At 67.7% G+C, this 25,770-nt stretch carries 26 protein-coding genes, 1 other RNA gene and 1 pseudogene; 11 read left to right on the top strand and 17 right to left on the bottom strand.

From position 1 onward, the window contains the following. Nucleotides 1-61: 61 nt before the first annotated feature. On the bottom strand, nucleotides 62-991 hold the full coding sequence (gene miaA / locus C8D03_RS18910) for a tRNA (adenosine(37)-N6)-dimethylallyltransferase MiaA (protein WP_108048635.1): 930 nt from the start codon (nucleotides 989-991) through the stop codon (nucleotides 62-64). A gap of 17 nt (nucleotides 992-1,008) precedes the next feature. Between miaA and serB the strand changes: the two genes are divergently transcribed. Then, nucleotides 1,009-1,896, top strand: a complete 888-nt coding sequence (gene serB / locus C8D03_RS18905; protein ID WP_108048633.1) for a phosphoserine phosphatase SerB — start codon at nucleotides 1,009-1,011, stop codon at nucleotides 1,894-1,896. On the opposite strand, the gene C8D03_RS18900 is transcribed toward serB, so the two are convergent. From C8D03_RS18900 to C8D03_RS18865, 8 genes are all read right to left on the bottom strand, one after another. Next, on the bottom strand, nucleotides 1,893-2,234 hold the full coding sequence (locus tag C8D03_RS18900) for a DHCW motif cupin fold protein (RefSeq protein ID WP_108048631.1): 342 nt from the start codon (nucleotides 2,232-2,234) through the stop codon (nucleotides 1,893-1,895). The genes serB and C8D03_RS18900 overlap by 4 nt on opposite strands. Before the next feature lie 160 nt (nucleotides 2,235-2,394). Next, on the bottom strand, nucleotides 2,395-3,975 hold the full coding sequence (locus C8D03_RS18895; RefSeq protein WP_248308530.1) for a Do family serine endopeptidase: 1,581 nt from the start codon (nucleotides 3,973-3,975) through the stop codon (nucleotides 2,395-2,397). Between the two features lie 177 nt (nucleotides 3,976-4,152). Continuing rightward, nucleotides 4,153-4,338, bottom strand: a complete 186-nt coding sequence (locus C8D03_RS18890) for a DUF2065 domain-containing protein (protein ID WP_054207127.1) — start codon at nucleotides 4,336-4,338, stop codon at nucleotides 4,153-4,155. A 21-nt stretch (nucleotides 4,339-4,359) separates the two neighbouring features. Further along, nucleotides 4,360-5,286: a protease modulator HflC gene (gene hflC, locus C8D03_RS18885; RefSeq protein WP_108048627.1), complete on the bottom strand. Its 927-nt coding sequence runs from the start codon at nucleotides 5,284-5,286 to the stop codon at nucleotides 4,360-4,362. Continuing rightward, on the bottom strand, nucleotides 5,283-6,449 hold the full coding sequence (gene hflK, locus C8D03_RS18880) for an FtsH protease activity modulator HflK (RefSeq protein WP_108048625.1): 1,167 nt from the start codon (nucleotides 6,447-6,449) through the stop codon (nucleotides 5,283-5,285). Before hflK ends, hflC begins: the two co-directional genes overlap by 4 nt. Before the next feature lie 153 nt (nucleotides 6,450-6,602). Next, on the bottom strand, nucleotides 6,603-7,118 hold the full coding sequence (locus C8D03_RS18875; RefSeq protein WP_108048623.1) for a dihydrofolate reductase: 516 nt from the start codon (nucleotides 7,116-7,118) through the stop codon (nucleotides 6,603-6,605). Nucleotides 7,119-7,121: 3 nt separating this feature from the next. Continuing rightward, the gene (locus C8D03_RS18870; RefSeq protein ID WP_108048621.1) at nucleotides 7,122-7,604 is read right to left on the bottom strand and encodes a GNAT family N-acetyltransferase; all 483 of its coding nucleotides are present in this window, start codon (nucleotides 7,602-7,604) and stop codon (nucleotides 7,122-7,124) included. Beyond that, a complete protein-coding gene (locus C8D03_RS18865) occupies nucleotides 7,601-8,395 on the bottom strand; it encodes a thymidylate synthase (protein ID WP_108048619.1) in 795 nt (264 codons plus the stop codon). Before C8D03_RS18865 ends, C8D03_RS18870 begins: the two co-directional genes overlap by 4 nt. Before the next feature lie 198 nt (nucleotides 8,396-8,593). Here C8D03_RS18865 and C8D03_RS18860 point away from each other — a divergent pair, with 198 nt between their 5' ends. From C8D03_RS18860 to C8D03_RS18830, 7 genes are all read left to right on the top strand, one after another. Then, nucleotides 8,594-8,794 (top strand): hypothetical protein, encoded by a 201-nt coding sequence (locus tag C8D03_RS18860; protein WP_108048617.1) that lies wholly within the window; start codon nucleotides 8,594-8,596, stop codon nucleotides 8,792-8,794. Nucleotides 8,795-9,027: 233 nt separating this feature from the next. Next, nucleotides 9,028-9,336 carry a hypothetical protein gene (locus C8D03_RS26240; RefSeq protein WP_146170227.1) on the top strand — a complete coding sequence of 103 codons (309 nt, stop codon included), beginning with the start codon at nucleotides 9,028-9,030 and terminating at the stop codon, nucleotides 9,334-9,336. A gap of 40 nt (nucleotides 9,337-9,376) precedes the next feature. Further along, nucleotides 9,377-9,789: a transfer-messenger RNA gene (gene ssrA / locus C8D03_RS18850) on the top strand. Between the two features lie 59 nt (nucleotides 9,790-9,848). Further along, a complete protein-coding gene (locus C8D03_RS18845) occupies nucleotides 9,849-10,502 on the top strand; it encodes an SspB family protein (protein WP_108051828.1) in 654 nt (217 codons plus the stop codon). 61 nt (nucleotides 10,503-10,563) lie between these two features. After that, nucleotides 10,564-11,958, top strand: coding sequence for a class II fumarate hydratase (gene fumC / locus C8D03_RS18840; protein WP_108048613.1), 1,395 nt, complete (start codon nucleotides 10,564-10,566; stop codon nucleotides 11,956-11,958). 15 nt (nucleotides 11,959-11,973) lie between these two features. Next, nucleotides 11,974-12,201 (top strand): DUF4169 family protein, encoded by a 228-nt coding sequence (locus C8D03_RS18835; protein WP_108048611.1) that lies wholly within the window; start codon nucleotides 11,974-11,976, stop codon nucleotides 12,199-12,201. After that, nucleotides 12,198-12,422, top strand: coding sequence for a ribbon-helix-helix domain-containing protein (locus C8D03_RS18830; protein ID WP_108048609.1), 225 nt, complete (start codon nucleotides 12,198-12,200; stop codon nucleotides 12,420-12,422). Before C8D03_RS18835 ends, C8D03_RS18830 begins: the two co-directional genes overlap by 4 nt. A 169-nt stretch (nucleotides 12,423-12,591) precedes the next feature. Here the strand turns inward: C8D03_RS18830 and C8D03_RS18825 are convergent, their stop codons facing one another. Continuing rightward, the gene (locus C8D03_RS18825; protein WP_108048607.1) at nucleotides 12,592-16,248 is read right to left on the bottom strand and encodes an AsmA family protein; all 3,657 of its coding nucleotides are present in this window, start codon (nucleotides 16,246-16,248) and stop codon (nucleotides 12,592-12,594) included. A 117-nt stretch (nucleotides 16,249-16,365) separates the two neighbouring features. Next, nucleotides 16,366-17,805 (bottom strand): FAD-binding oxidoreductase, encoded by a 1,440-nt coding sequence (locus C8D03_RS18820; protein ID WP_108048605.1) that lies wholly within the window; start codon nucleotides 17,803-17,805, stop codon nucleotides 16,366-16,368. A gap of 269 nt (nucleotides 17,806-18,074) precedes the next feature. On the opposite strand from C8D03_RS18820, the gene C8D03_RS18815 reads away from it, so the two are divergent. After that, nucleotides 18,075-18,635 carry a thioesterase family protein gene (locus tag C8D03_RS18815; protein WP_108048603.1) on the top strand — a complete coding sequence of 187 codons (561 nt, stop codon included), beginning with the start codon at nucleotides 18,075-18,077 and terminating at the stop codon, nucleotides 18,633-18,635. A gap of 39 nt (nucleotides 18,636-18,674) precedes the next feature. On the opposite strand, the gene C8D03_RS18810 is transcribed toward C8D03_RS18815, so the two are convergent. From C8D03_RS18810 to C8D03_RS18790, 5 genes are all read right to left on the bottom strand, one after another. Next, nucleotides 18,675-19,469 (bottom strand): ion channel, encoded by a 795-nt coding sequence (locus C8D03_RS18810; RefSeq protein ID WP_108048601.1) that lies wholly within the window; start codon nucleotides 19,467-19,469, stop codon nucleotides 18,675-18,677. Between the two features lie 83 nt (nucleotides 19,470-19,552). Further along, a complete protein-coding gene (locus C8D03_RS18805) occupies nucleotides 19,553-20,218 on the bottom strand; it encodes a class I SAM-dependent methyltransferase (RefSeq protein WP_248308529.1) in 666 nt (221 codons plus the stop codon). Next, on the bottom strand, nucleotides 20,215-21,429 hold the full coding sequence (locus C8D03_RS18800) for a BtaA family protein (protein ID WP_108048600.1): 1,215 nt from the start codon (nucleotides 21,427-21,429) through the stop codon (nucleotides 20,215-20,217). The genes C8D03_RS18805 and C8D03_RS18800 overlap by 4 nt, the downstream gene beginning before the upstream one ends. Nucleotides 21,430-21,551: 122 nt before the next feature. Beyond that, nucleotides 21,552-22,520, bottom strand: coding sequence for a tripartite tricarboxylate transporter substrate-binding protein (locus tag C8D03_RS18795; RefSeq protein ID WP_108048598.1), 969 nt, complete (start codon nucleotides 22,518-22,520; stop codon nucleotides 21,552-21,554). Between the two features lie 120 nt (nucleotides 22,521-22,640). Continuing rightward, nucleotides 22,641-23,345 (bottom strand): GntR family transcriptional regulator, encoded by a 705-nt coding sequence (locus C8D03_RS18790; RefSeq protein WP_108048596.1) that lies wholly within the window; start codon nucleotides 23,343-23,345, stop codon nucleotides 22,641-22,643. Nucleotides 23,346-23,460: 115 nt separating this feature from the next. On the opposite strand from C8D03_RS18790, the gene C8D03_RS18785 reads away from it, so the two are divergent. Continuing rightward, nucleotides 23,461-24,537 carry a tartrate dehydrogenase gene (locus C8D03_RS18785; RefSeq protein WP_108048594.1) on the top strand — a complete coding sequence of 359 codons (1,077 nt, stop codon included), beginning with the start codon at nucleotides 23,461-23,463 and terminating at the stop codon, nucleotides 24,535-24,537. A gap of 153 nt (nucleotides 24,538-24,690) precedes the next feature. Next, nucleotides 24,691-25,116 (top strand): peptide-methionine (R)-S-oxide reductase MsrB, encoded by a 426-nt coding sequence (msrB, locus tag C8D03_RS26520; RefSeq protein ID WP_108051826.1) that lies wholly within the window; start codon nucleotides 24,691-24,693, stop codon nucleotides 25,114-25,116. Nucleotides 25,117-25,233: 117 nt separating this feature from the next. Here msrB and C8D03_RS26880 read toward each other — a convergent pair. Beyond that, nucleotides 25,234-25,755: pseudogene (locus C8D03_RS26880) on the bottom strand (DUF2272 domain-containing protein); the annotation flags it as partial. Between the last annotated feature and the right edge of the window lie 15 nt (nucleotides 25,756-25,770).

The following is a 25,770-nucleotide window of genomic DNA, read 5'->3' as shown; positions in this document are numbered from 1 at the left end:
CATGTGCCCCGGCACCGGCCCGACCAGGGACTTGCCGCCTTCGGCAAAGACCGACGCGATCTCAGGCGCAGACGGCACGCAGCGCGACATCGAGCGCCGCATCCGGCGCCACGGCCTGCCAGCCCGCCATCTGATGCCGGAACCAGGTGACCTGCCGCTTGGCATAGGCGCGCGTATCCGCCTGGCCGCGCGCGATCGCCTCGTCCAGCCCGAGCGAGCCGTCGAGATGGGCGATCAGCCCCGGCACGCCATGGGCGCGCATCACGGGCAGCAGCGGGTCAAGTTGGCGCTCGCGCAGAGCCGCGACCTCGTCCAGCGCGCCTTGTGCCATCATCGTCTCGAAGCGACGGTCGATGCGAGCGCGGACCTCCTCGCGCTCGGGGCTGACGAACAGCCTCAATAGCGGCAGCCCGTCCAGCGGGCCGGGATGGCGCTCGCCCTGGAAGCTCGCGATCGACCGCCCTGTCGCGAGATGGACTTCGAGTGCGCGCATGATGCGCATCCGGTCGCCGGGCTTCAGCCGCTCGGCCATCTCGGGGTCGACAGCGCCGAGTTCGGTATGGAGCAACCCGGTTTCCTGCTCTGCAACGCGGGCCCGGAACGCGCTCCGTACCGCCTCCGGCACCGGCGGGATGGCGGAGAACCCCTCTGTCAGCGCCTTGAAATAGAGCCCCGTGCCCCCGACCAGAACCGGCAGCGAACCGGCCTGGCGCAGCTCCGCCAGCACCGCCGCCACATCGGCGGCGTAGCGCATCGCCGAATGATTGATCGCCCCGTCGACATGCCCGTAGAGGCGGTGGGGAACGATCGCCTCCTCCGCCGAAGTCGGGCGCGCGGTGATGGTCCGCAGATCGGCATAGACCTGCATCGAATCCGCGTTGACGACAGTGCCGCCGCAGCGCCGCGCGATCTCGACCGCCAGCGCGGACTTGCCGCTCGCGGTCGGACCTGCGATGAGCACCGCCCTGATCCCCTCCGCTTCCTTCGTCACCTGAACCGGCCCTTCACATGCTCGTCGCGACACTGGTTTCCGCCCATGGACAGGCCCTGCTCGACGAACGCCTGCTGAAGCGGATCGAGAGCACCCTGCCCGGCATCCTGCGCGTGCAGCGCCTCGACGGCGAGATCGCCGCCGACCTCTTCGCGGAAGCGGGCGACGCGCGCAAGCTCGAAGCGGATCTGCGCCGGCTGCTCGACGAGGCAGCGGTCGACATCGTCGTCCAGCCGGAGGCGATGCGGCGCAAGTCGTTGTTCCTCGCCGACATGGACTCGACCATGATCGGCCAGGAGTGCATCGACGAGCTCGCAGCCTATGTCGGGTTGAAGGAGAAGGTCTCCGGAATCACCGAGCGCGCCATGCGCGGCGAGATCGCCTTCGAGCCGGCGCTGCGCGAGCGCGTCGCTCTGCTCAAGGGGGTTCCGCTCGCGGTGGTCGGCGAGATCATCGCCGAGCGCATCACCCTGACGCCGGGCGGGCGCGAACTCGTCCGCACCATGCGCGCCAACGGCGCCTATACGGCGCTGGTCTCCGGGGGCTTCACCGTCTTCACCGGCCCGATCAGCACGACAATCGGCTTCGACGAGCACCGCTCCAACATCCTGCTTGCCGAGGGCGGCATCCTGAGCGGCGAGGTTGCCGATCCAATTCTCGGCAAGCAGGCCAAGCTCGACGCCCTTCTCGAACTGCGCGCCCGCCGCAGCCTCGCGCCGGAGCGGACGCTGGCGATCGGCGACGGCGCCAACGATCTCGCCATGCTGGGCGAGGCCGGGCTCGGCGTCGCGTTCCGCGCCAAGCCGGCGGTGGCCGCCGCCGCCGATGCCCGGCTCGACCATGCCGATCTCACCGCCCTGCTTTATGCGCAAGGCTATACGGGCGATGAGATCGTCCGGGACTAATCGACGATGAAGAGCTTCGCGCCCGTCACGGTGCTGGAGCGATGCGCCTCGGCGCCATCGGCGACCTGATAGGTCATGCCGGCCTTCAGCGGCATCACCCGCCCGTCCTCCAGCCTCGTCTCCATCTCGCCGTCGAGGCACAGGATGATGTGGCCTTTGGAGCACCAGTGATCGGCGACGTAGCCCGGCGAATATTCGACCATGCGGACCCGGATGCGGTTCTCGGCCGGCCCGAAATGCTGCGTGCGCCAGATCGCCTCGCCGACATCGCCGGCATGGCGCTCGGCCGGGATCGTCGACCAGTCCGTGGTGACGAAGGGAATTTCGCTCAGTTTCATCTCGGTTCTCCGGTCGATGCCGCCGCGACCCTGCCACTGCGGCGGATCGAGAACCAGTGCATATCGGCAATCCGATCAATCAGGATACGAAAAGGGCGGCCCCGAGGGGCCGCCCTGAAAGACTTGAAAACGCCGGCGCGCGGCGTTTCGAGATCGGCTCTCAGTTCATCGACACGGCAACGAAACGGACCTCGCCCTGGGCGTTCGAGACCAGAAGCAGGGCCGATTTCTTGCCCTCCTTCTTCAGCGTATCGAGCCGCTTGGTCACCTCCTCCGGCGTGTTGACAGCCTCCTGGCCGATCTCGACGACCAGTTCGCCGACGAGGACGCGCTTGTCGGAGGCGTTGGAATTGGGATCGACCTTGGTGATGACGACGCCCTTGAGGCCATCCTTGATCGAATAGCGCTTCCTGAGATCATCGGTCTGCGGCGAGAATTCGAGGCCGAGCGCGGTCGTGACGGCGGGCTTGGCGGGTTCGGCCGGGGTCTTGGCCGAAGCCGGTTGCACCTTCTCGCCATCCTCGAGACGGCCGAGCTTGACCGTCTTCACCTCTTCCTTGCCCTTGCGCATGATCGTGATCGGCACGTCCTTGCCGACAGGCGTCGCGGCGACGATGCGCGGCAGGTCGCGGGAATCCTTGACCTCCTTGCCGTCGAACTTGGTGACGACGTCGCCGATCTCGAGGCCGGCCGGCTTGGCCGGGCCCTTGTCGTCGACGCCGGCGACGAGTGCGCCGCGCGCCGTGCCGAGACCAAGCGCCTCCGCCGTGGCGTCGTCGACGCTCTGGATCCGCACGCCTAGCCAGCCGCGACGGGTCTCGCCGAACTCGCGGAGCTGTTCGACGATGTTGCTGGCCAGCGCCGACGGCACTGCGAAGCCGATGCCGACAGAGCCGCCCGTCGGCGACAGGATCGCGGTGTTGATGCCGATCACCTCGCCGTTCATGTTGAACAGCGGGCCGCCCGAATTGCCCTTGTTGATGGCCGCGTCGGTCTGGATATAGGTGTCGTAGGGGCCCTGCTGGATGTCCCGGTTGCGTGCCGACACGATGCCGGACGAGACCGAGCCGCCGAGGCCGAACGGATTGCCGATCGCCATCACGGGATCGCCGATCCGCATCTTGTCGGAATCGCCGAACTTCACCGCCGGCAGCGGCTTGTCGTGCTTCACCCGCAGCACCGCCAGATCGACCTTGGCATCCTTGCCGATCACCTCGGCCTTGAGGCGCAGGCCGCTGTTGAAGATCACCGTGATCTCGTTGGCGTCGCCGATGACGTGGTTGTTGGTCACGACGATGCCGGAGGCATCGATCACGAAGCCGGAACCGGCCGATTGCGAACGCCGCTGCTGCGGAGCCTGGTTCTCGCCTTGCTGGCCCTGGCCGGGCTGGCCCGGGCGGCCCTGCTGCCCCTGGCCGCGACGGTTGAAAAACTCCTCGAACAGATCGCCGAAGGGCGTGTCGGGGCCGAGCTGCGGAATCTGCGGCAGGGTGCGCCCGCGCGTATCGCTCGTCGTCACCGCCGCGATGTTGACGACGGCCGGCATCACGCGCTCGGCGAGATCGGCCAGCGAGACCTGGCCCTGGAGAATCGGCGCCGACGCCGTCTGGGCCGGGACCATGACGGTGGCGCCCAGAACCGACAGGCAGCCGACAATCGCCGCGAGCGCCATCCGGCGCGAGCGGGAAGCCAGGGAAGCCGAGGCCAGGTTTCCGGAAGCAGAGACGGGTTTCGTTGCCATCAGTGTCCTCGTGACAGGAAGTTCGCGCCGAGCCGCCCGGCGCAGAAAACGCGGCGCAAAGAAAACGCTGCCTCAAACGCTGACTCAATTGAACCGCAAATTGCGGCGGAAGGTCGACACACGATCATGCCATCGAACACGATCCTGTGCACCCTCATCTGTGCACCCACGCTGTGATCAGCCGCGCACCAGCCAGACCAGCAGGACGCCGAGCACCGCCGAGCCGAGGCCGATCAGCCTCATGCGCTCGGGCGGCGTCTCGGCGGCACTTCGCAAGGCGTCCTTGGCAAGATTGGGCACCGCTGCGAACAGGATGCCCTCGATCGCGAAAACGAGGCCCAGCGCCGCGATGAAATCGAACATGCGCGACGCCTATGCGTGAAATCAGGGCCGCGCCGGCGCCGGCGTCGCCGGCGTGGCTTGAGCCGCGTCGCGCCGGGGCGCATTGGGGCCGTTGAAAAAGCGGAAGAACGGCGAATCGGGAGACAGTACCATTCTCGTATCGCCGGGCTTGATGCTGGCTTCATAGGCCTGCATCGAGCGATAGAAGGTGAAGAACTCCTCGTCCTGCCCGAACGCTTCGGCGAAGACGCGGTTGCGCTCGCCTTCACCCTCGCCGCGGACCTCGTCGGAGCGGCGCTGCGCCTCGGCGACGATCACGGTCGCCTCCCTGTCCGCACGCGCCCGAACCTCTTGCGCCTGCTGGGCACCGAGCGCGCGGGCTTCCGCCGCCTCGCGCTGGCGTTCCGTCTGCATGCGCTGGAACACCGCCGCCGAGTTGGCCGCCGGCAGGTCGACGCGCCGCAGCCGGACATCGACGACCGTCATGCCGAAGCGGGCCGCCTCGCGGTTCACCTCGTCGCGGATGCGGTTCATCAGCCGCGCCCGGTCGTTGCGGACCATCGAGGTGAAGCTCGCCTCCGCCAGAACCGAGCGGACGTTACCGTTCACGATCGAGGCGAGCTGCGAGTTCGCGCGCGGGATGTTGTTGACCGCCTGGTAGAACCGCAGCGGATCGGAGATGCGGTAGCGCGTGAAGGCATCGACGACGAGACGCTTCTGGTCCGAGGCGATGATTTCCTGCGCCGGCAGGTCGAGGTCGAGGATGCGGTTGTCAAGCAGGGTGACCTGCTCGAACGGGGCCGGCAGCTTGAAGTACAGACCCGGCTCGGTGACCACGCTGCGCACGGCGCCGAAGCGCAGCACGAGCGCCGATTGCGTCTGCTGGACCACGAAGGTCATGGCGTAGAAGACGACGGCCGCCAGTCCGAGGACGACGAGCAGACCGATGCGGATGATGGCGCCGTTCATCGGACAGCTCCCGTCTGGGGCGCGCCCGGACCTGGGCGCCGCTGCTGGAGCTGGTCGAGCGGCAGATAGGGCACGACGCCCTGTCCGGTGCCCGCACCGTCGAGGATGATCTTGTCGGTCCCGCCCAGGACGCGCTCCATGGTCTCGAGGAAGAGGCGCTCGCGGGTCACGGCAGGCGCCTTCTTGTACTGCTCGAAGACCGCGTTGAAGCGGCTCGCCTGGCCGAGGGCCTCGGCGACGGTCTGCTCCTTGAAGGCTTCGGCGGACTGGATGAGCTGCGCCGCGCGACCGCGCGATTCAGGCACGACCCGGTTGGCATAGGTCTGGGCCTCGTTGCGCAGACGCTCCTGGTCGGCACGCGCCGCCTGGACGTCGCGGAACGCATCGATGACCTGCTGCGGCGGATCGACCTTCTGGAGCTGCACGAGGCGAATCTGCACGCCGGCATTGTAGCCGTTCAGCGTCTCCTGCATGAGCTGGCGCACCTCGGTCTCGATCGCGGCGCGGTCGGTCGTCAACACGGGCTGGATGTTGCGGCGGCCGATGATCTCGCGCATCGCGCTCTCGGCCACGGCCTTCACGGTGCCCGGCGGATCCTGGATATTGAAGACGTAATTCTCGGGCGCGGCCGGATCGATCTGCCACTGCACGATCACGTCGATGTCGACGATGTTCTCGTCGCCGGTGAGCATCAGGCTTTCCTCGATCACGTCGGACTGGCGCGAGGTGCGCACGGATTCGACGGTCCGGAAGCCGACCTCGGTCGTGATGACGTTCGTCACCTGCGGCTTGATCACGCTGCCGATCGGATAAGGCCAGTTATAGTTCAGGCCTTCGCCGGTCTTGCCGATGAACTGGCCGAAACGCAGGTTGAGACCGACCTCGTTCGGGCGGACGATATACCAGCCCGTGAGGAGCCAGATCACGACCAGCGCGAGAAGGCCGAAAATCAGTCCGCGGCCGCCGAGATTGCCGCCGGGCATCAGGTTCTTCAGCCGGTCCTGGCTGCGACGCAGGATGTCTTCCAGATCGGGCGGGCCGCTATTGCCGCCACCGGAGCCACCACCCCACGGACCGCCGCCGCCACCGCCACCGCTTCCCCCACGCTGGCCCCAGGGTCCACCCCCGCCATTGCCACCGCCGCTCTGGTTGCTCCAAGGCATTCTTGCGCCGTTCCCTTTCTCTGCCGACCTGCCGTGCCATAGGCGAATGGCGGTCGTTTGTCAGCGCCCCTTGCCGGGGCGTTCTGGGCTGACTTGGGCATGGGCCATGGATTCGTCAACGACGCAAGGCATTCATCATCAACGGAAAGTCGCTCAGGCCCGGCGGCGAAACGTCGCGAAGGTGAACGGATGCTCGTCATCGGCACCGCGCGGATGGCTTTCCCGGCCCTCGGCAAGGAAGGCGGAACGGTCCCATTCCGGGAAAACCGCGTCTCCTTCCGGCGTCGCATGGACGAGCGTCAGCTCCAGGCGCTCGGCCAGCGGCAGGGCCTGCCGGTAGACGTCCGCGCCACCCGCCACCGTCACGGAATCGGCGCCCATGCCGTGACCGAGCCGCTGTCCGATCGATAGAGCCTCCTCCAGCGAATGCGCAGCATGGACGCCGTCGGGCCGGAACGCCGGATCGTGCGTCAGAACGATCGTCTCCCGCCCGGGTAGCGGCTTGCCGATCGAGAGGAAGGTCTTGCGCCCCATCAGCACCGGCCGCCCGAGCGTCAGGCTCCTGAAATGGCGCAGATCGGTCTTGAGCCGCCAGATCAGCCGGTTGTCATCGCCGATGATGCCATTGTCGGCGATGGCAGCGATCAGCACGATGGGAAGTTGCGCCATCGCTCAGCCCTCGCCCGCCAGCCGCGCCAGCGCCTCGCCGTCGAGCCGCTTCACCGTCCACTCGTCCTGCGCCCTGGCACCGATCGAGCGGTAGAACACGCGCGAGGGCTCGTTCCAGTTCAGCACCCACCAGGCCAGCCGCGGCAGCCCTTCCGCGACGCAGCGCTTCGCCAGCGCCGCGATCAACGCCTTGCCGATGCCCTTTCCACGCAGATGCGGATGCACGAACAGGTCCTCCAACCAGATGCCGTGCCGGCCGCTGAAGGTCGAGTAGGTATAGAACCAGACCGAGAAGCCGGCCGGCTCGCCCTCCCATTCGGCGATGTCGCAGAAGACCCGCGGGTTCTCGCCAAAGATCGCCTCCGCGATCTCGGCCTCGGTCGCCAGGACATGGTCGGCCAGCCGCTCGTATTCAGCCAGCGCCTTGACGAAATCGAGGACAAGCCCGGCCTCTTCTGGCCGGGCGGAGCGGATCACGAGGCTCATATCGCGATCGGCGCCTTGATCGCCGGATGCGGATCATAGCCCTCGATGACCAGGTCGGCGAAATTGAAATCCTCGAGCTTCGTGACGGCCGGGTTCAGCGCCAGCTTCGGCAGCGGCCTGAACTCGCGGTCGAGCTGAAGCCTCGCCTGGTCGAGATGGTTCACATAGAGATGCGTGTCGCCGAAGGAGTGGACGAAGTCGCCGACGCCCAGACCCGTCACCTGCGCCACCATATGGGTCAGCAGCGCATAGCTCGCGATGTTGAACGGCACGCCGAGGAAGACGTCGGCCGAGCGCTGGTAGAGTTGGCAGGACAGCTTTCCATCCGCGACGAAGAACTGGAACAGGCAGTGGCAGGGCGCCAGCGCCATCTTCGGGATGTCGGCCGGGTTCCAGGCCGAGACGATCAGCCGCCGCGAATCCGGGTTGCGCCGGATCTCGTTCACCAGCCAGGCGATCTGGTCGATCGTGGTGCCGTCGGGTGCCGGCCAGGAGCGCCATTGCCGGCCATAGACCGGGCCGAGATCGCCATTGGCGTCGGCCCATTCATCCCAGATCGTGACGCCGTTATTCTGCAGGTAGCGCACATTGGTGTCGCCGCGCAGGAACCAGATCAGCTCGTGGATGATCGACTTCAGATGCAGCTTCTTCGTCGTGACGAGCGGGAAGCCGTCATTGAGATCGAAGCGCATCTGGTGGCCGAACACGGCGAGCGTGCCGGTGCCGGTCCGGTCGTCCTTGCGGACGCCCTCGTCGAGCACGCGTCGGAGCAGGTCGTGATATTGGCGCATGGGCGAATCCCGTCGAAACGGCGCCACCATAACGACAGCTCGCCGGATTGGCGCGGCCGCCGGAACGGGCTTCCCCCGTTTTCTCGCAAGCTTCCTAGCGCTCGTCACGACCAGCCGATGGCAGCAGCCGGAACTGATGCCGTCCCGGGCGGTTGATCGGTCGGGCCCATCCGCGCCCTGACAGACGAGGAGAATCTCATGCCCCTTCGCACCGCCACCTGCGCGATGCTGCTGTCGGCCCTGCTCGCCATGCCCACAGCCGGAATCAACGCCCAGACGCAGTCACCCGCTCCGATCCAGCCCGGCGAACCCGCGATCTCGATGGACGATGCCCGCCGCATCGCCAACGAACATGGCCTCGTCCGCATCGAGGAGATCAAGCTCGACGACGGCAAATAGGAGATCGAGGGCCGCGACAGCACCGGCGCCGGAATCGAGATCGATCTGCGCGCCACGGATGGAACGGTCATCAAGATGGAGCGCGATCGCCCTGCGGCGGCCAAGGCCCAGCCTTGATCGATCGCCGCAGATCACGCGATCGGGAGAGGATTTGACCGATTGATGCAGGCTGCACCGCTCGACCTGCCACAATTCCGGAGCTCCTGAGCCGGCGATGACGGCAGGAGGACAGGATGAAACGGATTGGCTTTGCAGCAGGCCTGATCTGGTTGGCGGCAGGGTTCACGGTGCCCTGCACGGCGTCGACGAGGACGTCGCACAGCCCGAAGCGCACCGCTCATGTTCACAAGCCATTGCCAAAGCCCACCATCGCGCCGCGCGTCTCGGAATCGTCCGCGCGCAGCATCGCCTGGCGTTCCGGCCTCGATCACATCGAGGAGATCACCCTCTCGGGCGACCTCTGGGAGGTCGCCGGACGCGACCGGGCGGGCAACGAGAAAGTCCTCGATATCCATGTCGAGGACGGCCGCGTCCTGAACTGAAAACAGCCTTCCCGGAAATAAGCCGGCGATGCGTCCTTCCTCTCTTTCCCCGCAGCGACGCAGCCCCTATATTGGTCTTGCCGTTCGCAAGATCGGCTATGGCGATAAACGAGCGTCGGAATAAGCTTTTCGGACCCGGGGGCGGTACCCGGCGCCTCCACCACAGCCCTGCAGCGCGAGCTAAAGGGCGGCCTGCGGGATCTTGGACCGCGGGCTGGCCAGGCCACTTTGGTGGCAGGGTTGCGGCGGGGGCGAAATAGGATCGACGAGAGTGTAAAGGCCGTTCTTTTGCCCGGTATGGTTCCGCCGTTATAGGGCTAACGCATAGTTGCCAACGACAACAATGCTCGGGTCGCTGTCGCCGCGTAAGCGGTGCTGGTTCCCAAACCTAAGTCCTTCCGTTTAGCGACGTAAGGCGGGGCCCGGAGGCGCCTGGCAACAGAAGCCTCCACTTTTTTCGATGGCCTGACCGGCTGGTGCCGCAGGAAGCTGAAAGCGGAAGCCCCGACCCGATGTCAAAGGACGTTCTTCGCTACGATCTGATGGTGCAGGACGCACTGAAGGGGGTCGTGCGCAAGATTCTCACGGAAGCGGGGCGCGACGGCCTGCCGGGCGACCATCATTTCTACGTCACCTTCCGCACCACGGCACCGGGCGTGCGCGTCTCGCAACGGCTGCGCGAGAAGCATCCCGAAGAGATGACGATCGTGCTGCAGCACCAGTTCTGGGATCTCAGCGTCAGCGAGCATGCCTTCGAAGTCGGCCTGTCCTTCTCGGGCGTGCCGGAGCGGCTGCTGGTCCCGTTCGATGCGATCACCACCTTCTTCGACCCATCGGTCCAGTTCGGCCTGAAATTCGAGACTCAGGACGCGGCGGACAGCACCTCCGCCAACGATCAGGCTCCTGCCCCGAAGATTCGCGGCGCAGGCTCGGAGCCGAGCGAGGCGCCCCCGACCCCCGTCACCCTGCCCGTCAAGGCCACACCGGCCGGCGTTCCCGCGATCAAGGGCAAGGCCTCCGATGGCGCGCCTGCGGGCAAGAGCAGCACCAAGGCCGCCAAGTCCCGCCCCGACGACGCGGCCCCGGACGAGGCGGATGCGGATGCAGGCGACGACAGCGGCGGTGCACAGGTCGTCAGCCTCGATTCCTTCCGCAAGAAGACCTGACCGGCGTTTCGGACACGCATCGACGCCGGCGGAGAACTCCCCAAACCAGCAGGCCCGCTTCATGTCCGATATCCGTACCGAAACCGACTCCTTCGGCCCGATCGCCGTGCCTGCCGATCGCTATTGGGGCGCCCAGACGCAGCGCTCGCTCGAGAATTTCCGCATCGGCGGCGAGCGCGAGCGCATGCCGCTGCCACTCATCCATGCGCTGGTTCTGGTCAAGAAGGCTGCGGCCCACGTCAATGCGAGGCTCGGCCTGGTCGATCAGCGCGTCGCGGGCGCCATCTGCCATGCCGCCGACGAGGCGCTCGCAGGCAAGTTCGACGGGCATTTCCCGCTGGTGATCTGGCAGACCGGCTCCGGCACCCAGTCGAACATGAACGTCAACGAGGTGCTGGCCAACCGCGCCAACGAGCTTCTCGGCGCAGGCCTTGGCGCCAAAATCCCGGTTCATCCCAACGACCACGTCAATCGCGGCCAGTCCTCGAACGACTGCTTCCCGACCGCGATGCACATCGCCGCCGCGCTCGAAATCTCGCGGCAGCTGCTGCCGGCGCTGCGCCAGCTCGAAAAGGCGCTCGCCGCCAAAGCGCACGCCTTCCGGAATCTGGTCAAGATCGGCCGCACCCATCTCCAGGACGCCACCCCCGTTACACTCGGCCAGGAGTTCTCGGGCTACGCGATGCAGCTCCGTCTCGGCATCGGCCGGATCGAAGCCTCGCTCGGTGGGCTTCACGCTTTGGCGCAGGGCGGCACCGCCGTCGGTACCGGGCTCAACACCCATCCCGATTTTGCCGTCCTCTTCGCCAAGGAGGTCGCGGCGCTGGCGGGCCTGCCCTTCCGCACCGCCGAAAACAAGTTCGAGGCGCTGGCGAGCCATGGCGCGCTTGCAGCTGCCCATGGCGCGCTCGCCGCGCTCGCCTCCGACCTGTTCAAGATCGCCAACGATGTCCGCCTGATGGGCTCGGGGCCGCGTTCGGGCCTTGGCGAGATCAGCCTGCCCGAGAACGAGCCCGGCTCCTCGATCATGCCCGGCAAGGTCAACCCGACCCAGGCCGAGGCGCTGACCATGGTCGCGACGCAGGTTCTCGGTAACCAGACGACCATCGGCTTCGCCGCGAGCCAGGGCCATTTCGAACTCAACGTCTTCAAGCCCGTGATCGCCGCCGCCTTCCTGCAATCGGTCCGGCTGCTGGCGGATGCGGCCGAGAGCTTCCGCACCAATTGCGTCGAGGGCATCGAGGCCAATGAGGACCGCCTGGCAGAGCTGCTGTCGCGCTCGCTGATGCTGGTCACGGCGCTGGCTCCTGCCATCGGCTACGACACGGCGGCCGGCATCGCCAAGGCGGCGCACCACAACGGCTCGACGCTGCGTGACGAGGCGCTGCGCGCCGGCGTCGATGGCGAGCTCTTCGACGCGACCGTCCGGCCCGAGCGCATGCTCGGTCCGGTCTGAGCCGGGCGAGGCGCCATGGCCGAGATCGTCAATCTCCGTCGCGCCCGCAAGCAGCGGTCACGACAGGATGCCGAGAAGCAGGCCGAGCAGAACCGGATCAGCTTCGGCCGCAGCAAGGCCGAGCGCAGCCTGAGCGAGGCCGAGCGCGGCAAGGCGGCACGCGCACTCGAGGGCCATCGCCTGCCTGGCGAAGATGGCCGGCCCGAGGATGACGGGCACAAGGACGACGGACGAAAGCCGTGAACGCCGAGCGCAAGCGTTCGCTGACGATCGCCGGCCACCGCACCAGCGTCTCGCTGGAAGAGCCCTTCTGGGACGCGCTGAAACAGATCGCCGCGGCCGAAGGACTGACCGTGGCGGCCCTGATCGCGACGATCGATTCAGGGCGCGAGGCCGTGAACCTGTCCTCGGCGCTGCGGCTTCATGTGCTGGCGCATTACAGACGTCTGGCGGCGACCGCGTAGGTCACGATACGCCGGGACCACGCCGCCCCACGAGTCGGGCCCCGAAGACCGGGCGACCCAGGCCGCAAGCCCGTATCATGATCGCCTGAAAGAGCCTTGATATCAGGCTCTTGCACCAGTCATCTGAATCGACCCCGCAACGACCTGAATCAGTCTGCGAAGGCACCGTTCAGTTGGGTTGCGCGCCCCGTGACAACGGCCGCGGCACGGGCTGGATGTCGATCGGTGGCGCCAGCGGCGGCACCGCCTGCAAGGGGGCCGGCTGCAGCGGACTTAGCTGCAACGGAGCCGGCTGCAGCGGAGCAGGCTGCAAGACGGCATCGGGGAAATTCGCGCGCGGTGCGCCGGGCAGGATCAGTGGCCCCGGCTGCTGTGTTACCGCGCGTTCCGCCGCGGCCCGCTCGGCCGCCGCGCGCGCGCGCTCGGCGCGCTCCTCGGCTTCGATGCGGCGGCGCATCTCCTGCGCCACCCGCGCCTGTTCGGCGCGCCGCGCTTCCTCGGCCCGGCGTTCCTCGACCAGCCGGCGGGCTTCCTCGGCGCGTCTCGCCTCCTCTGCCCGCTTCTCCTCTGCAATGCGACGCTCCTCCTCGGCCTTGAGGAACTCGTTCAGCTTGCGCTCGTTCTCGCGCGTCTCGCGCTCGGCCCGCAGCCGGCGCGAATGCGACGCCCGTTCGCGCGCATCCGCCTCGAAGGACTCGACGCGCTCGATCTCGCGCGCCAATGCCCGCGCTGCGACCATATTGGAGAGCGCATTGACGTCCGCCTCCCGTCGTGGCGCCGAAAGCGGCCCGCGCCAGGCGACGCCGATCTGCGGTGCATCCGCCGGCCAGCCCTTCGGCAAGGGTCCAAGCGGCTTCACGCCCAGCCTCAGATCGACGGTCAGCGCGCGCAGGTCGACGACGCCGCTGGCCTCGGTCCGAAGTTCCCCGCGCTCGAAGGTCAGGGGCTGCAGCCGGATCAGGCCGCCGGCCAGGGTGAATGGCATGGTGACGCCGCCCAGCGCCCAGGAATCGCGGTCGAGCGCTTCGGCGAGCCTCTGCTGCAGCCGGGACGTGTCGCTCTCGGAGGCATCCTCCCCTGTGGCCGCGATCACCCGCGCATAAGCCGCAGGGTCGAAGCGGCTGAGGCGCGCGTCGGAAAAAGTCAGGCTGCCGGCCCCGCCCAGCCCGGCGATCAGCCGCGCCGGGCTCTCGCCCGAACCGCCGGCCTCGAACTCTCCCGAGACCTTGCCGCCGAGCGCACCGCCGGTCAGCGGCGCAAGGTCGACACGATCGAGGCTGACCCGGCCGGACAATTGCGCGAGCCCACCCTCGCGGCGCGTCGCCAGCCGGCCGCCGACGCGCCCACCGCCATAGGCCGCAGTCAGATCGTCGAGCCGCAGCCCGTCCTGATCCGAGCGCAGCGCGAAGCGGGCATCGCGCAGGGTGATGCCTTCGGCTGCGACCAGCGAGCCGGCCTCGATCGCGAGCTGAAAATCGGGCAGGCCGGCCGAAGCGCCGAAGCGCGTCGTCGACCATGTCGCGGCCCCCGAAGGCCCGGCCCCGAGCGCCGAGCCGAGCAGCATGCGCAGATCGGCTCCCGGCACCGCGAGCCGGCCGGTCAACCCGCTGTCACGCGTGAAAGCGACACTGCCGCGCGCGCTGGCACCACCCAGATTGACCACGAGATCGTCGAGCGTGATGGTGTCGGGTGCGAAACCGATGCGGGCATTCGCATCGAGAACGCCATCCGGCAGAAGCCGTGCGGCGCCCTCGGGCAGGATCTGGCCCGGCCCGTCGGCCTGAAGGCTGAGACGCGGCTGGGCCGACCCCTCGCTCTCCAGCACCACCGACAGGCCCGGCCCCGCGAGCGAGCCAACCACCCTGCCCTGCGCCTGTTCCAGGACCAGTTGGCCAGCGCCGGCCTGTCTTGGCGCCGGCAATCCGAGCGCCTGAAAGGCCTGGCGACGATCGCCGAGATCGAACCGCAGCGACGCGCCCGTCCAGCTTCCGCCGCCGTCGAGGCGCCCGGTGAAGGCGAGACGCCCCGCCTGTGCCGAGCCATCCGCCGAGACGCCGGTATCGCCGGCCGGGGCCCGCGTCAGGCGGAAACCGGCATCGAGACGCGACAGCCCGTCGCTGACGCGCCCGAGCACCTGCCGCGCCGCCTCGGGCAGGAGCGTCCCGGCGAGCGCAGCAACCGTCTCGAAGCGCGCCGCGCGGATACGGCCGGAAATCTCGCCGCCCTCCGCCAGCAGCGCACCGGAACCCGAGATGCTGACGCCGCCGAAGCCGTCGATGGCCAGCCGGCTGAGCCGCCAGACCGCGCCTTCGCGCCGCAAATCGAGACTGGCCGAGCCGGGCGGCGCATTGCGGAAGCGGGCATTGCCGAGGCTGAGGTCGAGCGCGAGGTCGCGCCGGCCGATCAGCCCGGCGACGCTCTCGCCCGGCGGCAGGGTGTTGAGGTCGAAGCCATTCAGCGAGGCCTTGGCGGCAAGCCGCTCGGCCGTGATGTCACCGGAAAGTTCCAGCCTGACACCGGACGAGCCGGTCATCATCAGGCGCTGCACCCCGATGCGCCCGCCATCCCAGGCACCGATAGCCTCGGCATCGATCTGGCCCAGCGCCGCAACGAGGTCGGCCAGCGCCGGGTCGAGCCCTGCGCGGGCGAGCACGAGCCCGATCCGCCGGGAATCCTCGGCTTTGAGGTTGAGCTTTCCGGCAACACCATGGCTGTCGATGGCGCCGCTCGCGCCGAGCAGGGCGCCGGCCACCCGCACCGACGCCACCGCGTCGGCGAGGCCGTTTCCGTCCAGCCGCCCACGCAACCCGAAGGCGGAGAAATCCTCGCCGCGCCAGATCACCTGGTCGAGATCGAGCGAGATGTCGAAATGGCCCGGAAGCGTCTGCAGGGCGTGTTCGAAGCCGGCGCGTTCGGCCAGCGCGCCGGCCAGCGCGTCGGCATCGAGCCGCCTTGCCCGCAGCGCCAGCGAGCCTGTCCCCGTCGCCGGCAGGAATTGCCCCTCGCCTTCCAGCCGGGCCGCACCACCGGCGATGTCGAGCGCGATGCCGGACAGGTCGAGCTGCCGGCTGCTGCCGCTGACCTTGCCGGACAGGGCGAGCGCGCCGCCCGGCGAGAGGGTGAAGGCACCGTCGAGCCCGAGCCCGACGCCGCCGGCAGCAGCCGGCAGCAGGAAATTGCCGTCGAAGCCAAGCTGGATGTCCTCGCCCGTGACGAAGGCCTTGGCGCGCAGCCGGCCGTCCGGCTCCAGCGTGCCGGTGGTGACGCGCAGCGACGACCCCGCGACCTCGCCTTCGATCCGCCACGGACCGGCCAGGCTGATGGCGGAGACCTCGGCCGCGATCGGCGCGATCGTCAGCGGCTCCTTGCCCACCTCGCGCCAGATCACGAGCGAGCGGCTGACCGCGAGACGGTCGAGGCTCGTCTGCGTCGGCAGTCCGGAACCGGCGCGCGCCGGCAGCCGGACCGCACCCGCCTCGTCGACGACGACCGAGACCGCGGCCCCTTCCGCCTTCGCCTCGGCGATGCGGAACTCGCCCCTCGCCAGGGCCGACAGCGCGAGCTCGACCGTGAGGAGATCCACGGAGGCCGAACTGGCGTCCTGCGTCGCGCCGCCGAAGCGGACATCCTGCAGTGTCAGCCGGGGCGACGGCAGAAGCCGCAAACCGATGCCGCCGTCGATGCTGGTGTCGACGCCGAGCGCCTGCGCGAGCCGCGCCTCGAACTGGGGCCGGTAGCCGCGCCAGTCGACGAAGCCCGGCCCGATCAGGGCGGCGAGCAACGCCAGCACCAGCAGGCCGGCCAGGACTGTCAGGGTCTCACGCAACGTCCGGCATTATCCTCGTCGTTGGGGGGCGCCGTGATCATGCCGCCAAGTCGCGGCAAGATCACGATATTTTCAAACAGCAGCGGACAGGATGGGATGAATGTCCGCCCCTTCCGGTCAAAGCACGAGGATCTTGCCGGGGTTGAGGATGTTCTGCGGATCGAGCGCGCGCTTGAGCTGGCGCATCACTGCGAGCGCCGGCGCGCCATGCTCCGCCTCGAGATATTTCATCTTCTTCTGGCCGACGCCGTGCTCGCCCGTGCAGGTCCCGCCCATGGCGAGCGCCCGCTTGACCAGCCGCTCGATGAAGGCTTCGGCGCGCGCGACCTCGCCGGGGTCGGTCAGGTCGACCAGCGGCTGTGTATGAAAATTGCCATCGCCGACATGGCCGGCGATCGGGGCGATCAGTCCGCTCGCCTCGATGTCGCGCTTGGTCTCCTCGACGCAGTCGGCCAGTTGCGAGATCGGCACGCAGACATCGGTCGCGACGGAATCGACGCCGGGCCGCAGCGCGCGTGCCGCCCAATAGGCGTCGTGCCGCGCCTGCCAGAGCTTGCTGCGGTCCTCGGCCTTGGTAGCCCAGTCGAACGGCCCGCCGCCGAACTCGGCCGCGATCTCGCCGAAGCGTTCGGCCTGCTCCTTCACGCCCGCATCCGAGCCGTGGAACTCGACGAAGAGCATGACGGTCTCGGGCAGGCCGAGCTTCGAATGGATGTTCACGCCGCGGATCATCGTCTCGTCGAGCAGTTCGATCCGCGCCACCGGCAGGCCGGTCTGGATCGTGACGATCGTCGTGTCGCAAGCCGCCTTGACCGACGGGAACGGGCAGACGCCGGCCGAGATCGCCTCGGGAATGCCATGCAGCTTCAGCGTGATTTCCGTGATGATGCCGAGCGTGCCTTCCGAGCCCACGAGCAGGCGCGTCAGGTCGTAGCCGGCGGAGGTCTTGCGCGCCCGCGTCGAGGTCTTGACGATGGCGCCATCGGCCATCACCGCGGTCAGCGCCAGGACATTGTCCTTCATCGTGCCGTAGCGCACGGCATTGGTGCCCGAGGCGCGCGTTGCGGCCATGCCGCCGATCGAGGCATCGGCGCCCGGATCGATCGGGAACATCAGGCCCTGATCGCGCAGATGCTCGTTCAGCTCCTTGCGGGTGACGCCGGCCTCGACCACGCAGTCGAGATCCTCGGCATGGACCGCGATGATCGCCTTCATCTGGCTCATGTCGATGCAGACGCCGCCGAAGGGCGCGTTGACATGACCTTCCAGCGAGGTGCCGGTGCCGAAGGCGATGACCGGGACGCCATGCGCCGCGCAGAGCGTCACGATCTCGGAGACCTCCTGCGTGCTCTGCGGGAAGACGACCGCATCCGGCGGCTGGTTCGTGATCCAGGTCAGCGTGTGGCCGTGCTGCTGGCGCACCGCCAGGCTCGTCACCAGCCGGTTGCCGAGGGAGGCCGCCAGCCCCTGCAGGACGGCTTCGACCGACGCCGGCGACGGCGGCAGCGTTGCGGCGGATGCGGGGGGCTCATGCAGGGCAGCGGCAGGCAAATTCATTGTCAACATCCAGTTCTGGAGTTTAGACTTGGAACCGTTCGGTTTCGCAAACGGTTACGATCCGGACAGCAGCCTGACGCCGGACGGTTCGATTGTCCCGAAGCCGGGCTGACGGCAGGCGGCTACGCAGTATGATAGACCATGCCGGCAGGCAACGGGCAGCGCATTGATGCGGTGTCGCATCGGTCCTGATGCTCTCTGATCGCAGGGGTGATGCTGCACCGTGGATTCCGCAACGAGGGCATCTGCCCTGAGCGAGGGAGGCGGCCATGAAAGACGACATCCGCGCCCCGGCGCTGTTCTTTGCGCCCTTCGTTTCGTCCGCCATGCGGGTCGAGCCGCAATGGATCGACTATAACGGCCACCTCAACATGGCCTTCTACCATGTCCTGTTCGACCGCGCCGTCGACGAGGTGTTCTCGCTGGTCGGCCTGACACAGGACTATGTCGAGACGCGTCATGCCTCCACCTTCACGGCCGAGTGCCACATTCTCTACAAGCGCGAGCTGACCGAGAGCGATCAGGTCCGCGTCACCGCCCAGCTAATCGCCTTCGACGACAAGCGGCTGCATTATTATCTCGAGATGCGCCACGCCACCGAGGGCTGGCTCGCCGCCACCAGCGAGAACCTCTCGCTCCATGTCGATCTGGCGAACCGCAAGGTCTGCCCCTTCCCGCCCGACATCCTTGCCAATCTCGCCTTGATGAAGGCGGCGCATAGCATGATGCCGCTGCCGGCGACGATCGGGCGGATCATCGGCATGCCGCAGAAGACCGCGATCACCATCGAGGGCATGACCGGCGAGCGCGAGACCGAAACGCGGCACTGACAGACCCGCGCGGATAGGTGCCGGAAGCCGCGTCACCGCTCAGTCGTGATCGGGAATCCGCAGCACATGGCCGCAGGCCTTGCAATGCACGGCGTCGGGCTCGTGGCGCTGCAGGGCGCATTGCGGACAGGCGAATGTCACCTTGGTCGGCCGGAACACGGCCTGCGCCAGCCGGACGAACAGCGAGATGCCGACGATCATGACCGCGATCGAGGTCAGCTTGCCGGCGACGCCGGGCAGGGTGATGTCGCCGAAGCCTGTGGTCGTCATCGTCGTGACCGTAAAATAGAACGCGTCGACATAGCCTTCCAGGCCGGGCCGGCCGGCGAAGAAGAAGCTGTAGATAAAGCCCGTGACGACGAAGAGGAATGTCGCGAGGTTGATCACAGCCTTCGCGGCATCCTCCCATTCGCGCAGGCGTGTCTGCCGGAGCTGTGCCCAGATCCAGCCGCGCTGAGACAGCGACCACAACCTCAGAATGCGCAGGAAGCCGAAATTCTCCAGCGAGGCCGGCGCCAGCAGCGTCGTCAGGATGAACAGGTCGAGCAGCATGGTCGGCTGTCGGAGCAGCCGCAGCACATTGGACGAGGCCAGCATTCGCGCCGCGATCTCGATCATGAGGATGGCGGCGATCGAGTAGTCGATCCACAGGAAGGCCGGTCGGTCGCGGATCAGCGGCGTCGCGATGAAGAAGGCGATGATCAGCAGATCGACGATCGCCGCCGCCATCTGGAAGCGCAGCGCGGCGACCGAACGCCCGTGATAGAGTTGGCGCAGGCGGTCGCATAGGCGCCCGAACCCGGCCTGTCCGTTCGTCTCGGCCTCTTGGCTCATCCTGCCGGCGCTAGCATGGAGCCGGGCGTAGCGTCCAGCGCAGGACGCTGGCTTCGGTGAGCTGCCCCGGCGGAGGCCGGCCTCTAAGCCGCGCTGCGCAACCGCGCCAATACGGCATAGCCGCAAAGCAGAGCGTCGGTCCGGGCCTGTGCTCCGGCTTCGCGTGCGACATCGTCGAGCACTGCCGCGAGATCGCGCCGCGGCGTGACGTCAAACAGCGTGAGCCAGCGGTTCAACGCCGCCCTGAAGGGTGCGGGCAATGCCTGCTGGTCGCCGAAATCGACGATGTGCAGTTCCCCGCCCGGCGAGAGCCGGCGCAGCGCCTCTTCGATCACCCCGCGCCAGGGCGGGATCATCGACAACGCATAGGAGATCACGATCCGGTCGAATCCGGCCTGGCCGAACAGCGACTGCGGATCGAACGCCGTCGCATCCGCCTGCTTGAGGATGATCCGCTCCGACAGCCCCGCCCGACCGACCGAACGCCACGCCGTCGCCAGCATCTCGGCCGAAACGTCGAGGCCGAAGCAGGCCGTCCCCGGATAGGCCCGCGCGATCTGGATCAGGTTGCGTCCGGTTCCGCAGCCGATCTCGAGAATGCTCCCGCCCGGCGGCGGTTCCAGCCCGGCGATCAGTCGGTCGCGCCCGAGCAGGTAGAACTTCCTGCTGGCATCGTAGATGTGGCGCTGATGGCGATACATCGCATCCATCAGCCCGGCCGCGCTGGTCTCGCGCGGCGTGGCGTTCATGCCGCCGCTCCCGGCAGCACATAGAGATGGAAGCCGCCATAGATCGAGGAGCGGTCGCGCGCGCAGAGCGCCCGGCTCTCCGCCTCATGGTAGCGCCACTGGTCGAGGATTTCGGCCGGCACCCGCCCTGGCAGCAGGCGTTCATCTGCGGCGGTGCGGAAGATGACGCGCGCGCCCGGCTTCGCCGTGCGGGTGATCTGCGTCCACAGCGCCGTGAGATCGGTGTCGTTCATCCAGTCCTGCGCATCGAGCAAGACATAGGCGTCGCAGCTCTTGGCCGGTTGGCCTTCAAGAAAGGCGGTCACCGCGCTCTGGTGATAGGCGACGCGGCCGGCCCGCGCTTTCACCCGCTCGAAATTCTCGCGCTGCAGATAAGGCGGCAGCGCCGCATCCGCACCGGGCTCGTAGCCGCGCCCGAAGGCCTGCCGCGCGAAGTAGTTGGTCTTCAGGTCGAAGCCGCAGGCGAGGCGTTCGAGCCGGTCGCGCAGCGCGCCGCGAATGCCGTCGGAGCCGTCGGCAGCAAGTGATTTGTACTGCGCCGGCGGGATGCCGAGCCCGTAGAGCGAGGCCGGCTGGCGGATCAGCCAGCGCACGAACGGCTTGTCGAAGACCGGCGCGAGATGGCGCTCGAACAATACGCGCTGCTCGGCCATGTCGCGCGCCTCCAGCATCCGGCGCGGATCGCAGCCCAGCGTCCGGCCGAGCAGATGGCCGGCACCGATGAAGCGTCCGAGCAAGCCGAAGCGATAGACGTTGCGGGCGAACATTCCGATACGCCGCCGCCCGTCGAGGCCCCGACCTTCCCAGTAGCTGCGCGAGGTTGCGTCGAGATGCGGCGCGATTTCGCGCTCGTAAAATGCGACATTGGCTGGGGACTGGGCCTGCCCGAAGAAGCGCAGGAACTCGTCATGGCGCGTCATGCGCGCCAGCGCGGCGAGCTTCAGCCGCCCGAGCGCGATATGGGCGCCGTTGAGGTCGATCGCGCTGATCTTCGCCGGGTCCGCCGCGAGATAGGACAGCACGTTGCAGGAGCCGGACGCGATCGCGACGACATGGTCGTCGGGTTGAAGACGCATGGCCTCCATGTCGACGACCGGGTCCTCCCAGATCTGCGGATAGACCAGGCCCGAAAAGGCCAGCGTGAACATCCGCTCCAGCAGACCCGCCTTCGACAGCGGTTTGCTGCGATGGACCGCTGTCGTCAGTCCCATGCTGGTCGTGCGCCGAACCGTGCGTGCCGTCTGCGTCACCTTGCCCCTCGCCCGCCATCCTTCGATGGCGAGCCGACTAGTGGAGTCGCGTGACGGTTGGGTGACGCCTCGGTGCCGTCCCGCTACTTCGCCGTGACGCCGGCCGCCTTGATCACCGGCGTCCATTTATCGACCTCGGCGCGGACATGGGCACCCAGCGCCGCCGAACTCTGGCCAGCATCGTCGGGGATGACGCAGCCGAGTTCGAGCAGCCGAGCCCTGACGCCGGCATCGGCGAGCGCCGCACGCCCGGCGGCGTTGAGCCTGTCGACGATCTCCTTGGGAGTCTCCTTCGGCGCGAAGATCGCGTTCCAGCCGACCGCCTGGAATTCGGGCAGGCCGCCCTCGGCGCTGGTCGGCACGTCCTTGGCGACGTCGAGCCGTTTCGGCGTGGCAACGACATAGGTCTTGAGCTGGGTCAGTTGCGGCACGATGCCGACCGTCTGGTCGCAGACATAATCCAACTGTTTGGCGAGAAGCGCGTTCATCGCCGGCCCCGAGCCGCGGAACGGCACCTGCTGCACCGGCGCCTTGATCAGGTGATGGAAGAAGACGCAGGTCAGATGCGAGGTCGAGCCGATGCCGCCATGGCCCCAGTTGTACTTGCCCGGATCGGCCTTCAGCAGTGCGACGAGTTCCTGCAGCGTGTTCGCCGGGAAGTCCTTATGCGCCGAGATCAGCATCGGCGTGCCCGCCGTGTTGATCACCGGCGCGAAATCGGTGCGCGGATCGTAGGCCAGGTTCGGATAGAGCCCGACCGAGGCCGAATGAGTGCCGAGATTGCCCATCATCACGGTGTAGCCGTCCGGTGTGGCGCGAGCGACACGCACCGAGCCGGTGGTGCCGCCGGCACCGGCGACATTCTCGACCACGATCGTCTGGCCGAGCGTTCGGCCCATTTGGTCGGAGACGATGCGGGCGATCACGTCCGTCGGCCCTCCGGCAGCGAAGGGCACGATCATGGTGATCGAACGTGACGGGTAATTCTGCGCCGAAGCGGGCGCGGCGGCCATGGCAAAGGCGGCCCCGAGGGCCAGGATCAGGCGACGCATGCGTTTCCTCCAATGAGTTGTGGCTGCGTTTGCCGCGGTCTTCGGCGGTTGTTGTCGTCTTGCTCTTGGTCTGTCGCGTTGTCGTCACGCGAACCGGCATCCACTTCGCTCGAAAATGCTCTAGAGGTGCCGCAGCCCGACGCTCTCGATCAGCGGCAGCAACTCGTCGCGCGCCCGGATGCGATGTCGGCGCGCCGCCTCGCGGGCCAACCCCGACAGCCCGTGCCGGATGGCGTCGCTGGTGGCGCGGTGCTCGGCCTCCGAGGATGGCAGACGCGGGCGGAGCCGCAGCGTCAGCATCCGGGCCCGGTGCGACTGGTCGTTCACCGTCTGGATGATGCGTGCGAAGCGGCCATTGCCGCAGCGTTCCACGAGCAGGCGGTGGAAGGCTTCATCCGCCCTGCCCCAGGCGGTCAGGTCGCCGGCAGCCAGGGCCTGCGCCATCGCATCCGTCGCGCGGTCGAGATCGTCCGCCAGCACGATGCGCCCCGCCTCCGGCATCTTCGCCGCGAGTTCTGCCGCACCGGCCTCGATCGCGATCAGCACCTCGTAGATCTCGGCGATGTCCTGGGGTGCCAGCGCGCAGATCAGGATGCCGCGCTTCGGCAGGATGCGGACGAGCCCTTCCTCCTGCAGCCGCAGCGCCGCTTCATGCACGGGCGTCCGGCTGACACCCAGCCGCAGCGCCAGCTCAGCGGCCGACGCCTGATAGCCCGGCGCGAAGACGCTCTCCCGGATCGCATGCTTCAACGCGGCATAGGCGCTGTCGACAAGGCTCGCGCCCCGCTCATTCGCCTGCTCGATCACCTTGCCGCGCGCCGCCATATCGTTCTCCCACACTGACACTACCAACTTCCATGGAAGCTGCAATGCATTCTTGACTTGCAGTCCCTTCGCTCGCAAAGACGAGGCAGAAGACAGGTTTCGGGAGAAGACGACCATGAAGACGCACCGCATCGCAGCCATCCCCGGCGACGGCATCGGCGTCGAGGTCATCGCCGCCGGTATCGAGGTTTTGGAGGCGCTGGCCCGGCGCGACGGCACGTTCGGCTTCGCCTTCGACCATTTCGACTGGGGTTCGGACTACTACAAGCGCACCGGGCTGATGATGCCGGCCGATGGGCGCGAGCAGATCAGGGACCATGACGCGATCTTCTTCGGCGCGGTCGGCGCGCCGGACGTGCCCGACCACGTCACGCTCTGGGGCCTGCGGCTCGCGATCTGCCAGCCCTTCGACCAATACGCCAATGTCCGCCCGACCCGCGTGCTGCCCGGCATCACCTCGCCGCTACGCCACGTCTCGGGCCCAGAACTCGACTGGGTGATCGTGCGCGAGAACTCCGAGGGCGAATATGCCGGCGTAGGCGGCCGCGTGCACAAGGGCTTCCCCGAAGAGGTCGCAACCGACGTCTCGATGATGACGCGCACCGGCGTCGCCCGCATCATTCGCTACGCCTTCCGGCTTGCGCAGGCGCGCCCGCGCAAGCTGTTGACCGTCGTCACCAAGTCGAACGCCCAGCGCCACGCCATGGTGATGTGGGACGAGATCGCCGCTGAGGTCGCGGCCGAATTCCCCGACGTGACCTGGGACAAGATGCTGGTCGACGCCATGACCATGCGCATGGTGATCAAGCCGCAGAGCATCGACACCATCGTCGCGACCAATCTGCACGCCGACATCCTGTCCGACCTCGCGGCCGCCCTCGCCGGCTCGCTCGGCATCGCACCGACCGCAAACCTCAACCCCGAGCGCGCCTTCCCCTCGATGTTCGAGCCGATCCACGGCTCGGCATTCGACATCGCAGGCCAGGGCATCGCCAATCCGATCGGCACCTTCTGGACGGCGACGATGATGCTCGACCATCTCGGCGAGCCGGCGGCATCGGCCCGGCTGATGCGGGCGATCGAACGGGTCACGGCGGACCCCGCCTTCCATACGCCCGACCTCGGCGGCAAGGCGACGACGCGCCAGGTCACCGACGCGGTCATCGCCGCGATCGCCGGCGACAACGCCTGAGACGGGCCTTCCAACAGGATCGTGAAGCCGCTGCTTGAACCACGCTGCTGAAATTCGGCGGCTCCGTCGCCATATTGGCCTCCGAGAGGCGCGGCCAGGCCGCGCCTGACAGGTTCAGGAAGCACCAGGGAGAGCACGATGGGTCTGACCAGCATGTTCGGCGGCGCCAAGGCGGCCGAGGAGCACTTCCCCTATGAGCTGACCGACGCGGAATGGCGGGCAAAGCTGACGCCGGAGCAGTACCGCGTACTGCGCGGCCACGGCACCGAGCGGCCAGGCTCCTGCGCGCTGAACTACGAGAAGCGCGCCGGCACCTTTTCCTGCGTCGGCTGCAGCCAACCCTTGTTCAAATCCGGCAAGAAGTTCGAGAGCGGCACCGGCTGGCCGAGCTTCGACCAGCCGTTGGACGGTGCCGTCGGCATCACGGAGGATCGCAGCCATCTGATGGTGCGCACCGAGGTGCATTGCGCCAATTGCGGCGGCCATCTCGGCCATGTCTTCCCGGACGGCCCGCCCCCGACCGGCCAGCGCTACTGCATCAATGGTGTGGTGATGGATTTCGAGCCCGCAGCGGCTTGAGGCAGCCCCCCCTTCATCCGACCTGAAGCGTCTGCGCGTCGGCGGAGGCCGTGGCGATCTCCGCCGTACGGATGTTGTTGCGGATGTGGACCATCCAGGGCGCCTCGTGTCGGCAAGCCTGCCGCTGGAATCGAGCGTGATCGGCGTCTTCGCGACTGTCTGGCTGACGTTGCCGCCGATCGCATAGGCCAAGCGATTGGCCAGATCGATCTCCACGATGACGTCCGAATGGCTGGTGAACCAGCCTTTTCCGACGGCGTTGTCATAGCTGACATTGGCCCCGGCGCGGCCGGTGCCAATCAGGTCGCCGACGGCGAGCGGGTGCTCGTCGATGCGGTATCCGACCAGAGCAGCCTTGGTCTTGCCCGCAAGGCGATTGGCGATCGATTTGACGATCCAGGTGGCGTGGCCGGCGGCATAGGGAAACTGGCTGCCCGCCCCTGCGGCCTGCATGCCGTAGGAAATGAACGCCGCCGACCAGGGAATATTGATCGTGCCGTCGAGCTTTCCGTATCTCCCGGCGGAACTCCTGACGAGAGAACTGTAGGCCGTTGTCGGCAAACTCAACCAGTAATCGCCGATCCGGCTGGCAAAAGGCTCGACCTCTTCCTTGCGCCTGGTCTTTCCACCGACGAGCATGGTCTTGTCCGAACC

The sequence above is a fragment of the Bosea sp. 124 genome, from assembly GCF_003046175.1.
Taxonomy (GTDB): domain Bacteria; phylum Pseudomonadota; class Alphaproteobacteria; order Rhizobiales; family Beijerinckiaceae; genus Allobosea.
Note: the sequence above shows the minus strand (reverse complement) of the source record. Positions and strands in the feature narration are given on the sequence as shown.